Genomic DNA, 12272 nt, shown 5'->3' with positions numbered 1-12272 from the left:
CTCCGCTGCTCTCGTCCCGACATCGTCATCCGCCGAGCCCGAGAGTCCTGAGGCCATCGTTGAGCTGGCGCAGCCGCTCGGCGTCGCTGGCAACCGCCTGCCGGGCATCGGCCGATGCTCCCACGGCCTTGTCGCGCTCGCCCATTACCAGATAGGCGCGCACCAGTCGCAGCCATCCATCGACGTCGTCGCCGTTCTGCTTCAAGCGGGTGGCCAGACGATCGACCATTCCGCGCACCATCGCGTTGCGATCGCCTTCGGCCATGTCCTTGGAAGCGGCGATCGTCTCATCCGACAACGCCGGCATCGTCCCGCCGCCGACCCGCACCAGCGAGGACTGCACCAAGGCACGCCACGGCGCATCCGAGGGCGCTTTCGCGAGCAGCGCGCGCCAGATCGTGGCTGCATCGTCCTTGCGGCCGTCCTGCTCGGCGGCGAGGCCGAGGAAGTAGTTCGCCTTGGGATCGTCCGCGTTCAGGGCACGTGCACGCTCGAATTCCGTCTTGGCCTCGACGGTCACCACACCGCCGGCGGCAGCCGAGATTGCTTCGCCGAGATCGGACCGGCGTTCCGCGCTCTCGCCATTGTAGGTGAGCGAGTTGCGATAGGCGCGCACCGCATCGTCGAAACGGCCAAGCCGCTCCAGCACCGGCGCGAGCACGTTCCAGCCGCGCCCGTCGGTGGGATTCTTCTCCAGATGTTGCTGGACCTGCACCACGAGGTTCTCGAGCGACTGCGCCACGCCGGACCCGGATCCGCGCTCGCGCTCCGCCAGGGGAAAATCCTGAAGCCGAGGCGAGCCAAGTGGCATGTAGACGCCGATCGCAACGAGCGGCAGGCCGGCGAGCGCCACCACAGCTGCCGCGCGGCGCCATTTGAGATTCGATTTCGGGGCCATGGCCGGATTGATGGCGGGCTCGCTGGCGGTCGCGGCGAGCAGCCTGCGGCTGATCTCGACGCGCGCAGCCTCGGCATCCGGCGCGGGAATCATGCCTGCGGCGAGATCACGTTCGACCTCGGCCAACTGGTCCTTGTAAACAGCGACCTCGCTGCCCTGGTCTTGCGCGCGTCCATTGCGCCCAAGCGGCCAGAGCACGGCGAAAATCGCCGCGACCGTCATCAGCGCGAACACGAACCACAGCGTCATCTGGCAAACTTCCGGCAGCGCACGAACCGCGCCCATAGGTGGCTTTACACCACAGCCGGACGATGCGGCAATTGACAATTGTCAATTTGACGCGACCGCGCGCGGTCTTGAAACGGTGAAAATCCAACGGCTTAGCCGATTTCGAAGTCCGTGCTTTGCGCGGCGTCCTCGCCATGCCCATTGAAGGCCTTCAGGAAGTATGTTCCCGGCTTGATCGCATCAGGCAATCTGATGCGCAGCGCTCCGACCGGAACCGGAGAGGCAACCCTCGTGGTTGTCTCGGACAGTTGCCGACCGCTTGCCTTCTCGACCAGCACCACTTTGGCACCGACCATCAGTCTTTGATACTTGGCAACGACGACGCGGTTCTCGATTTCGATGGAGCTGATAACGGGTTTCATGCGCCCACAAATAGAAATTCCCCGGACTTGCACGGGGACCGTACGGCGCGCCATCCGGATGGTCAACCATAAATTGTGATCGCGAAATATGCGCCTGGATCAGCTTGCGCGCGACGATTTGCGCTCGCCGGTCGCTGCGTTTTCCGCGGCCCGGCTCATCAACGAGGCATAATCATCGCCAAACAGCACCTGGCAGAAGCGAATCGCGGCCTGCACCTGCTGCTGCCTGTAGGTGCGGACCTTGTGATCGGCCGCGCGCAGCGACTGCACCAGCTGCTCGGTCGAGCGCTCGACATATTGCTGGAGGTCGGAATAGGTGCGCAGCGTCACCTCGTTGATCGCAAGCTCGCTGGCGTAGTTGCGGCAGGTCGCGACGAAATCGATCAGCGCCGCGGTTTCCTCCACCTCGGTGCGGTCGATCCGCGCTCCCGGCGGAATGTCCTTCTCGGGGCGCTGGCGCAGGATGCGGCGAACGCGGCCGGGAACGCTGTCGATCTCCGATTGCAGCGCATTGGAGATGTCGGCCCGGATCGAGGTCAACTGCTTGCCCCAGGCGGAATCGTTACGCAGGTCGAGCTCGGTGCGTAGGCCGCGCACGCCGTCGTGCAACGCCTTGAGGTTGCCGGCAACGTTGTCGAAATGGCCGCGCTTGATGTCGATGCGCAGGGCGGCGGCAACACAGGACAGATCGTGCAGCGCCATCGTGACGGCAACGCCGTAGGGCGTCGCCGCGACACGGATCTCGTCGTCGGACGCTGCAATCTTGATGGCGAGGCGGATGATCTGCCACGGCGCGGTCATCCGTTGCACCACGATCGAGAGCGCGAACGGCAGCATCTGCGGCGTCTGCAGGACCGGAATGTTGAGCGCCGACGTCACCGAGACGATCTGGGAATCGCCGAAGGCGCGCAGAGTGCGCGGCAATTTCTCGTTCAGGCTGGCGATGGCCTCCCGGACCTGAAGCACCGCTCCGATCGAATAGAGGTCCTCGATCACGTTGGGCGGGCCGACGCGGGCGAGCGCGCGCGACTTGTCGCCGCCACCGGGACCGGTCAGCTCGAAAATGGCATCCGCAGCGACCGCCTGGAGCTTCTGCGCGAGGGCCTCGACCTGCCCCGCACTATCGGCGGGCATGCGCGCCAGCGCGGCCTCGAACTCGTTCACCTTGTCCGGCGCACCATCGCGGCCCAGCCATTGCCAGATCGGCTGCAGCGAGGTGCGGCGGATCTGGCCGACCCGCAGCGGGACGCCGGCCTCGATCAGGAACGGTTCCAGCGCCTGGAACAGCAGCCGCGACAGATCGTCCGTGCGCGGCGGCGGGGCTTCATCGGCTTCCGACTTGCGGACGATCTTGCGCAGCTGCTCGAGCACCAGGGTCGCGACAGCCGTATCCTGGCCGCGCTCCAGCGCGCGCTCGAACTCCCGCATCAGCAGCGCCTGCGCCTGCGGCGGGAGCTGCGCGAGATATTCCCTCAGCCGCTCGATCGATGTCTGGCTCATGCGCCCGGGTTATGCACGGTAAAATGGCGGACATGGGATGGGTCCAGCGTGATCATAGGAGTCCCCCACTTAAGAAGCCGTTTAGCAAGTGTGGCCGAATCCAGCCGGTTTGCTGCGGCCGGGCATCGGCGAGGAGGGAATAACCTCGTCGGAACAATGGATTATACGCCCGGAAGGACCAGTTCGGCGCGCAGGCCGCCGGTCGGCGCACCACTGAGCGAGAGGCTGCCGCCATAGAGCGCGGCGAGGTCGGTCACGATCGACAGCCCCAGCCCCGACCCGGGCTTGGACTCGTCGAGCCGCTGGCCGCGCCGCGAGACCTGTGCGCGCTCCGCTTCCGACAGGCCGCGGCCATCGTCATCGACGATGATCCGCAGCCGCGGGCCCACCCCGTGCTGCGGCGGCGCTTCGACGAGGACCTCGATGAAGACGCGCGAGGCCGCCCATTTGCAGGCGTTGTCGACGAGATTGCCGACCATCTCCTCCAGATCCTGGCGCTCGCCGCGAAATTTTGCCGACGGATCGGCCTTGGCTTCGACAGCGATGCCGCGATCGCGATGAATCTTCTCCATGGTCCGCCGCAATGCCTCGATGGCGGGCGCCACCTCGGTCACGGTCGCGACCACCGAGACCCGCGCTGCGATGCGCGCACGCTCCAGATGATGCGCGACCTGGTCGCGCATCACGTCGGCCTGCTCCATCACCTTGGCCGCGAACGGTTCCGCGGCGTGGGCGCCGGCCTCGTTGACGATGACCGAGAGCGGCGTCTTGATCGCATGGGCGAGATTGCCGACATGAGTGCGCGCGCGCTCGACGATCTCGCGATTGGCATCGATCAGCGCGTTGGTCTCGCGCGCCAATGGCGCGATCTCGACCGGGAATTCGCCCTCCAGCCGCTCCGCCCGCCCGGAGCGGATGTCGGCAATCGACTCCGAGATGCGCTTGAGCGGCGCGAGGCCGAAGCGGACCTGGAACACGGTCGTCAGCAGCAGCACGATGCCGAGCGCAGTGAAGGTGCCGCCGAGATAATAGTCGAAGCTCCGGGTCTCGTCGAAAATCTCGGTGTCGTCGCCGGCGACGCTGACGAGAAACTTGCCGTCGGCGCCAAGATCGACGGGCCGCTCGACCATGCGCAGGTTCTGGCCTTCGGGACCATCGACATAAGCGAGCCGGATGCCGGCGGCGGTGAGCTCGGTGCCCTGCTCTTCCAGCTTCGGCAGCTTCTTGTCCCAGAGCGAACGCGAGGAGCGCACCTCCGGCTTCTCGGTACCGGTCCGCGTGATCTGCCAGTACCAGCCCGACAGCGGCAGCTCGAACAGCGGCTCGCCCAGCGACTGGAACTGGCGATCCGGCGGCTCGTCGGGGGTCGCAACCTCGGCGATCAGGGTGCGGAGATAGAGATTGAGCCGGCGGTCGAAGGCGCGCTCGGTGGCGTTCTTGTAAACCGACGACAGCACCACACCGGTGATGGCCAGGATCACCACGAGCCAGGCGGTCGCCGACAGGAACAGTCGGTTGGCAAGCGAACTAGCGGCCATCGGAACGATCCCGAGAGGCACAGGATGGCAGGGCGTCGGAGGTCATGACCGGACCAAGGCCCCTGTCGCGCTGCCCGTCAAGCCCCGGAACGGCTCAGGCGGCCGGCGGGGTCAGGAGATAGCCGAGGCCGCGTACGGTCTGGATGATGTCGACGTCGAGCTTCTTGCGGATGCGGCCGACGAACACCTCGATGGTGTTGGAGTCGCGGTCGAAATCCTGGTCGTAGAGGTGCTCGACCAGCTCGGTGCGCGACACGACGCGGCCCGAATGGTGCATCAGGTAGGCCAGAAGCCGATATTCGTGCGAGGTCATCTTCACCGGATTGCCGGAGACGCTGACGCGGCCGGTCCTGGTGTCGAGCGTGACGGGGCCGCAGCTGAGCTCGCTCTGGGCATGGCCGGTCGAACGGCGCAGCAGCGCGCGGATGCGCGCCAGCACCTCCTCCAGATGGAACGGCTTTGCCACATAGTCGTCGGCGCCGGCATCGAAGCCCTGCACCTTGTCGCTCCAGCGGTCGCGCGCGGTGAGGATCAGGACCGGCATGGTGCGGCCGTTGCGGCGCCAGGCCTCCAGCACCGAAATGCCGTCCTTCTTGGGCAGGCCGATGTCGAGCACGACGGCGTCATAAGGCTCGTTGTCGCCGAGATAGTGTCCCTCCTCACCATCGAAGGCGCGATCGACGACGTAGCCGGCGTCGGTCAGGGCCTTGGTGAGCTGGCGATTGAGATCGGGGTCGTCCTCAACAACGAGCAGGCGCACGTTTCTCTCCAGACATAGGCCGCATCAACACCGCACCAGATGAGCAATTCCGGCGTGAACTGAATATGAACGCGGGGAACCCGACGCGTTACTTTTTGGTCATATACGATGAGTCTGCAGCCCACGCGACTGCGCCCGCCATGCGACCGGACAAGCCGGCAGCGTGACGGGCGCAATGTGCCGCGTTCCGCGGCGAGTTTTGGGAAAGTCCGCCCTTCCCGGGAATTCGTCCTGTCAGGTCCGGAAGAAGACGAACCAGATGACGGCGAGGATCAGGATCGCAAGCCCGGTCGAGATGGCGAGCAGTGCGGCAACGGACGGCCCGGGTTCACCCTGGCGCGCCTCGGTTGGCGTTTCGACGATCTGTTGCTGCTCTCGCGTAGTGGCCATGGTGCCCTCGATCTCTGCGTGTCGCCCCCGATGACCGCGACCTCATCGCAGCCTATGTCCGGAGCCAACGCCCGATCTGATATGATGTTCCGAATTTGCAGTGCGATCAGACCGCAACCAGCCGGCCGGCGGCCGGTTAACGCAGTTGGCGGATTCAGCGATCGACCTCGCTATGATTCGTTGTTCCCCGATGGTATTCTGGGACGTTGTCCTCTGTTGCGTTTGGAGTAGCCCATGGCCCCCCGCGCCAATTGGAAGGGTTTTCTGCGTTTGTCGCTCGTGACCTGTCCGGTCGCGCTCTATCCGGCCACTTCGGATACCGAGAAGGTCTCCTTCAACCAGATCAACCGCAAGACCGGCCACCGGATCAAGTACCTCAAGGTCGACGCCGAGACCGGCGACGAGGTGACCTCCGAGGACATCGTCAAGGGCTACAAGGTCGACACCGACACCTATATCGAGGTCACCAAGGACGAGCTCGACGACATCGCGCTCGACTCGACCCACACGATCGATATCGACGAGTTCGTGCCGAAGGCCGACATCGACAACCGCTATCTGATCCGCCCCTATTATCTCGTGCCCGACGGCAAGGTCGGCCACGACGCCTACGCGGTGATCCGCGAGACCATCCGGAGCATGGACAAGGTCGCGATCGGCCGCGTGGTGCTGACCAACCGCGAGCACATCATCGCGCTCGAGCCGCTCGAGAGCGGGCTGATGGGCACGCTGCTGCGCTATCCCTATGAAGTCCGCAGCGAGACCGAGTATTTCGACGACATCCAGGACGTGAAGTTGACCAGGGACATGCTCGACCTCGCCAAGCACATCGTCGAGAAGAAGTCCGGCGCATTCGAGCCCGAGCTGTTCGAAGATCATTACGAGACCGCGCTGATCGATCTCATCAACAAGAAGCGCAGCGGCGCCCCTATCACCGCCAAGGCCGCACCGAAGGGCGGCGGCAATGTCATCAACCTGATGGACGCGCTGAAGAAGAGCATCGCGAACGAGAAGGACGCCCCCGCGGCGAAGGTCGCCAAGGAGACCGTCAAGGCCAGGAAGCCGAAAAAGCGCGTCGAGGGCCAGCGCGAGATGCTGTTGCCGATATCCGGCAAGGGCGGCAAGGAGGCCGCGGCCAAGGCAGCGACCACGCCGAAGAAGGCCGACAAGCCGGTGCGCGCGCCGGCGCGGGCGAAGAAGGCCGGTTAGCCGCATCCCCCCGCGATCGCGCCGTGATGCCACCCCTCGCCGATCAGGCGGCCTGACATGCCCTGGTCGGCGGCGTTCGACGAACCCGTTCGCGTGAGCAACAAGTTGCAATTGCGCACGCTTCAAGAGGCCGCGGACTACGTCATGCGGCTGCCCGAAGACGCCCAGCACGAGCCGCGCTGGCAGACAGCCATCGAGACCCTGATCAATGCGGCCGAAACGGGCGGCGGCTGGGTGATGTTCGCCCGCATCGCGATGTTGCGGGCGCTGAATGCGGACCGGCGCGATTGAGCGCCTGACGAACAGGCTCAACAATCGGTTAAGCTGCCGCGCGATGGTGCCCTGACGGACGCTGCGCCCGCGCAGCCCGGCCGAGGCCGGCCGGGGTGAATCCATTTGGACGGATCGATGGAACCTTAATTTAATGAATGCCGTCGTATGAGCAGGGGCGCGCCCGCCCGGGCTTAATTCTTTTGGCGCGCATAAAGACTTATTCGATCTATTTGCAGGTCCGATAACGACGCGGCCATACGTTGGATCGGATGAACGGGAGTTGGCAATGCGTTTGCTTAGGTCCTTCCTTGCCGATGAGAATGGTGCAACCGCGATCGAGTACGGCCTGATTGCCGCAGGCATTGCGCTGGCTATCATAACGGCCGTGAACACGATGGGTGGCGCCCTCCTCAACAACAAGTTTGTCGCGATCAGCACGGGGATAAAGTAGCCCGATCCCCGATTTGGCCGGCCGACATCGGCGATATCGCCACGGCATTCGGCTTCCCCTGTCATTTCCAGACCGACGCGCCTGCAGCAGCGCGCCTGCGTGACAGCCCGCCACAGCTCACCCGTGTCCTTCGCGCGGGCCATGATCTGGGTCAACAGCATCAGGACGGCGACGTCTAAGCATGGAGGTCGCGTTCCCTCCCCGCCGGCCTGTCCATGCATCCAGACCTTCCGCGCTCCCAACTGAAAATCCGCCGCGTCCGGCTCGATACCGGCCGCGAGAACGTTGTCGTCGTCTCCAGGCAGTCGAAGGCGCTGCGCGCCGAGATCTTCCGCGGCTTCAGCCGCGTCGAGCTGCGACATGGCGACAAAGTCCTGCTGGCGACCTTGCTGATCACGGACGACGATACGATGGCGGCCCCGGACGAAATCGGTCTCTCTGAACCCGCGTTCCGGCGCTTCGGGCAAGGCGTCGGCACGCTGGTCACGGTCAGGCCCGCCGTGCCACCGGAGAGCCTGGAAGCCGTGCGCGCGAAGATCCGCGGGCGAACGCTGAGCCAGGCCGAGATCGGCGCGATCATCGACGACCTCGCGCATTACCGCTACTCGGACATGGAGATCGCCGCCTTCCTGATCGGTTCGGCGAGCTTCATCACCAGCGACGAGCTGCTTGCGCTCACCGGGGCGATGGCGCAGGCCGGCACGCAATTGGTGTGGCCGAACCCTGTCGTGGTCGACAAGCATTGCATCGGTGGCATACCCGGCAACCGCACCTCGATGGTCGTGGTGCCGATCGTCGCCGCGCACGGCCTGCCGATCCCCAAGACCTCCTCGCGCGCCATCACCTCGCCTGCCGGCACCGCCGACACCATGGAAGTTCTGGCGCGGGTGAATGTCGGCGTCGAGGAGATGAAGGCGATCGTCTCGGCCTGCAACGGCTGCCTGATCTGGGGCGGGCATGTGAACCTGTCGCCGGCCGACGACGTGCTGATCTCGGTCGAGCGACCGCTGAGCCTCGATACGCGCGAGCAGATGGTCGCCTCCATCATGTCCAAGAAGATCGCGGCGGGTTCGACGCATCTGTTGATCGACATTCCGGTCGGGCCGACCGCGAAGGTCACCAATGGCGTCGAGGCGATGCGGCTGCGCAAGCTGTTCGAATTCGTCGGCGACCGCTTCGGCCGCACGGTCGAAGTGATCACGACCGACGGAAGCCAGCCGATCGGCAACGGCATCGGGCCGGTGCTCGAGGCCAATGACGTCATGGCGGTGCTCGGCAACGACAAGGATGCGCCGCGCGACCTGCGCGAAAAATCGCTCCGCCTCGCCGCCCATCTCCTCGAATACGATCCGAAGCTGCGCGGCGGCGCCGGCTATGCGAGGGCGCGCGAGCTGCTCGACAGCGGCGCGGCGCTGAAGCAGATGCAGAAGATCATCGACGCCCAGGGCCCGTCGACCTGCAGCAGCGAGCTCGGATCGCTCAGCTTCGACGTCAAGGCGGCGCATGACGGCATCGTGTCCGCGATCGACTGCCTGCGCCTGAACCGCTTGGCCCGCACCGCCGGCGCGCCGCTCGACAAGGGCGCCGGCATCCGCCTGTTCAGGAAGATCGGCGATCGCGTCGAGCAAGGCGAGCCGCTCTATCGCGTCTACACGTTCGACCGCCCCGAGCACGATCTGGCTGCCGATGCCGCCACCGAGGAGAGCGGTTACGTCGTCAACGGTCACGAGCCCCTCCAGGACAAGTCGGCGTCGTGAGCACGATCGCGCTCCAGACCCTGCCCGGCGGCAGCGATGCGGCGAAGCGCCTCGCGGCGCGGCTCGAGCTTTCTTGCGGCGAGATCGCCGTGCACCGTTTTCCGGACGGCGAGCTGCGCGTCGCCGTCGCGCCGGCGACCGACACCACCATCCTCTATGCCCCGCTCGATCAACCCAACGACAAGCTGATCGCCCTGCTGTTCGCGGCCGAGGCGCTGCGACGCAACGGCGCGAAGCGGCTGGTGCTGGTCGCGCCCTATCTCTGCTATATGCGGCAGGATGCTGCGTTTCATGCCGGCGAGGCCATCAGCCAGCGCGCGATGGGCGCTCTGCTTGCAACGACCGTCGACCGCGTCGTCACCGTGGATGCGCATTTGCATCGCACCACCGACATCCGGTCGGTCTTTCCGGGCATCGAAGCGGAGAACCTGTCCGCCATGCCTGCGATCGCGAACACGCTGGCAACTGAGAGCATCGACCCCGCGACCATCGTGATCGGACCCGACATGGAGTCCGAGCCCTGGGTGAACGATATCGCGAGCCGGCTGCGGCTGCAGCACACGGTGGCGAAAAAGACGCGGCACGGCGATCGTTCCGTGGCGATCAGTTTTGCCGATCCCGACCTGCTCGCGGGACGGCCGGCGCTGCTGGTGGATGACATCGTCTCCTCCGGGACGACGCTGATGGCCGCGGCGAAGGCGCTGATTGCGATGGGCGCGACCGCCGTCGATGCGGTCGTGACGCACGCGCTGTTTCCGCCTGCGATGATCGTTGCGTTCACCGGGGCCGGCATCCGCTCGATCCGCTCGACCGACAGCGTGCCGCATCCGACCAATGCGATTGCGCTCGACGAGAGTCTCGCGGCCGCCTTGCGGTCCGAACTGACCACGACACTTCCTCCGGAGACGACGCCATGAGCATCACCGTTCGATTTTGCGGCGCCGCCCGCACCGTGACCGGTTCGAGCTATCTGTTCCAGACCGCGACCGGCCGCTTCCTGGTCGATTGCGGCCTGTTCCAGGGCCAGAAGACGCTGAAGGAGCTCAACTACGGCGCCTTTCCGTTCCGGCCCGCCGATATCGACGCCGTGCTGCTCACGCATGCCCATATCGACCATAGCGGCCTGTTGCCGAAACTCGTGCGCGCGGGATTCGAGGGACCGATCCTGGCGACGCGCGGCACCATCGACCTCTGCTCCTACATGCTGCCCGACGCCGGCAGCATCCAGGAATCGGAAGTCACCCAGCTCAACCGGCGCAACGCCTCGCGCGGGCGCAAAGAGGTGCAGCCGATCTACACGCAGGCCGATGCGATCGCATCGCTGCAATCGTTTCGCGCTGTCGAGTATGAACGCTGGACCGATGTGATCCCGGGTGTTCGCGCGCGCTACTGGAACGCCGGCCATCTGCTCGGCTCGGCCTCGATCGAGCTCGAAATCGCCGAGCAGGGCGCGCCGCGTCCGATGCGCGTGCTGCTGTCCGGCGACGTCGGGCCGGAGGCCAAGCTGCTGCAGCCCGATCCCGAAGCGCCAGCCGATTTCGACTACGTCATCTCGGAATCGACTTATGGCGACCGCCTGCGCGAGGCCACGACACCCGCGCTCCGCCGCAAGCACCTCGCGGCCGAGGTGCGCGATGCCGCGGCGGCCGGCGGCGCGCTGCTGCTGCCTGCCTTCGCGGTCGAGCGCACCCAGGAGCTGATCGTCGATCTCGTCGACCTGATGGAGCATGGCGAGATTCCGACCGCACCGATCTTCCTCGATTCTCCGCTCGCGATCCGCGCGACCGAAGTGTTCCGCCGCCATGCCGAGAGCCTCGACCCGACCGTCGATGCCGCGCGCCTGCTCAACTCGCCGCATCTCAAATTCACCGAGACCGCGGACGAGAGCAAGGCGATCATGCGCCTGTCCGGATTCCATATCATCATCGCCGCGAGCGGCATGTGCGACGCCGGCCGCATCCGCCATCATCTGAAGCGCTGGCTGTGGAACGAGCGCGCGACCGTGCTGCTCGCAGGCTTCCAGGCCAACGGCACGCTCGGCCGCTTCCTCCAGAACGGGACCAAGGCCGTACGGATCCAGGGTGAGGAGATCAAGGTCGCGGCCCGCATCCGCATGATCGACGAATATTCCGGCCACGCCGACGCCGCCGGCATCGCCGGCTGGATCGCCGCACGCCGGCCCATCGCCCGCGGGCTGTTCTTGGTCCATGGCGAGGAAGCCGCGATCGCGGGGCTCGCCGAACGCGTCGCCGAGCGCATCGTTCCGGCGGCCCGGGTGTACCAGCCGCTGCTCGACGACATCTACGAGCTCGCCGCGCCCGAACCGCGGGTGCTCGACGTCGATCACCGCCGGCGCCTCGCACCGGAGGCCGTGACCCGCCTCGACTGGCACAACGAGATGTCCGAGCTGGTGCTCGACATCAACGACAGGGTTGGAGCGGCCGCCGACGACCGCGCCCGCGGCGTCATCATCCGACGGCTGCGCCGCGCGCTGGAGGAGAAGGCGTAGCGGGAGGCCGGTCGCTGCGCAATGACGGCAGCTGAAGCGCGGCTCCCTCGTGTCCCAGATGCGCTGCAGCGCTCTTACGCTGCTGCGCAGAGCCGGACCCAGGAGCTGCGCGCTCCGCTGACGCATGGGCCCCGGCTCTGCAGCGCACCACGCCGCGAAGACGCGGCGCGCTGCGCTGCCTCCGGGGCACGAGACCGTTGTTCAATTCGTAGGATGGGTAGAGCGACGCGAAACCCATCAGCAGTTCTTTCACGTTGAAGCATGATGGGTTTCGCAAGTGCTCTACCCATCCTACGACATCGCGGACATACCTTCGCATCCTCGCGGCTGGTTTCGC

At 65.9% G+C, this 12272-nt stretch carries 12 protein-coding genes; 6 read left to right on the top strand and 6 right to left on the bottom strand.

Annotated elements, in window-relative coordinates; translation table 11 throughout:
• Positions 1-25 precede the first annotated feature (25 nt).
• The 6 genes from ccmI to IVB24_RS16805 form a co-directional block, all read right to left on the bottom strand.
• Entirely contained in the window at positions 26-1147 is a 1122-nt protein-coding gene (gene ccmI / locus IVB24_RS16830; protein ID WP_247773808.1) for a c-type cytochrome biogenesis protein CcmI, read from the bottom strand.
• A 131-nt stretch (positions 1148-1278) separates the two neighbouring features.
• A complete protein-coding gene (locus IVB24_RS16825) occupies positions 1279-1548 on the bottom strand; it encodes a hypothetical protein (RefSeq protein WP_162308462.1) in 270 nt (89 codons plus the stop codon).
• 99 nt (positions 1549-1647) lie between these two features.
• On the bottom strand, positions 1648-3048 hold the full coding sequence (locus tag IVB24_RS16820) for a hypothetical protein (protein ID WP_247773807.1): 1401 nt from the start codon (positions 3046-3048) through the stop codon (positions 1648-1650).
• Positions 3049-3209: 161 nt separating this feature from the next.
• Complete coding sequence (locus IVB24_RS16815; RefSeq protein WP_247773806.1) at positions 3210-4586, bottom strand: sensor histidine kinase; 1377 nt, start codon at positions 4584-4586, stop codon at positions 3210-3212.
• A 94-nt stretch (positions 4587-4680) separates the two neighbouring features.
• Positions 4681-5346, bottom strand: a complete 666-nt coding sequence (locus IVB24_RS16810; RefSeq protein ID WP_018315821.1) for a response regulator transcription factor — start codon at positions 5344-5346, stop codon at positions 4681-4683.
• Between the two features lie 234 nt (positions 5347-5580).
• Entirely contained in the window at positions 5581-5736 is a 156-nt protein-coding gene (locus tag IVB24_RS16805; protein ID WP_162848634.1) for a hypothetical protein, read from the bottom strand.
• A 234-nt stretch (positions 5737-5970) separates the two neighbouring features.
• Here IVB24_RS16805 and IVB24_RS16800 point away from each other — a divergent pair, with 234 nt between their 5' ends.
• The 6 genes from IVB24_RS16800 to IVB24_RS16775 all read left to right on the top strand — a co-directional run bounded on the left by IVB24_RS16800 (position 5971) and on the right by IVB24_RS16775 (position 11935).
• Positions 5971-6945, top strand: coding sequence for a Ku protein (locus IVB24_RS16800; protein ID WP_094975090.1), 975 nt, complete (start codon positions 5971-5973; stop codon positions 6943-6945).
• Positions 6946-7002: 57 nt separating this feature from the next.
• On the top strand, positions 7003-7236 hold the full coding sequence (locus IVB24_RS16795) for a hypothetical protein (protein WP_247773805.1): 234 nt from the start codon (positions 7003-7005) through the stop codon (positions 7234-7236).
• Between the two features lie 268 nt (positions 7237-7504).
• Entirely contained in the window at positions 7505-7669 is a 165-nt protein-coding gene (locus IVB24_RS16790) for a Flp family type IVb pilin (RefSeq protein ID WP_018315817.1), read from the top strand.
• 215 nt (positions 7670-7884) lie between these two features.
• Positions 7885-9426: a thymidine phosphorylase family protein gene (locus IVB24_RS16785; protein ID WP_247773804.1), complete on the top strand. Its 1542-nt coding sequence runs from the start codon at positions 7885-7887 to the stop codon at positions 9424-9426.
• Positions 9423-10343 carry a ribose-phosphate pyrophosphokinase gene (locus tag IVB24_RS16780; RefSeq protein WP_247773803.1) on the top strand — a complete coding sequence of 307 codons (921 nt, stop codon included), beginning with the start codon at positions 9423-9425 and terminating at the stop codon, positions 10341-10343. Before IVB24_RS16785 ends, IVB24_RS16780 begins: the two co-directional genes overlap by 4 nt.
• Entirely contained in the window at positions 10340-11935 is a 1596-nt protein-coding gene (locus tag IVB24_RS16775; RefSeq protein ID WP_166466364.1) for an MBL fold metallo-hydrolase, read from the top strand. Before IVB24_RS16780 ends, IVB24_RS16775 begins: the two co-directional genes overlap by 4 nt.
• Positions 11936-12272: the final 337 nt, after the last annotated feature.

It is taken from the genome of Bradyrhizobium sp. 192 (assembly GCF_023100965.1).
In the GTDB taxonomy this organism is placed as follows: Bacteria; Pseudomonadota; Alphaproteobacteria; order Rhizobiales; family Xanthobacteraceae; genus Bradyrhizobium; species Bradyrhizobium symbiodeficiens.
The sequence above is the reverse complement of the archived record's forward strand: the minus strand, read 5'-3'. Positions and strand labels throughout refer to the sequence as shown.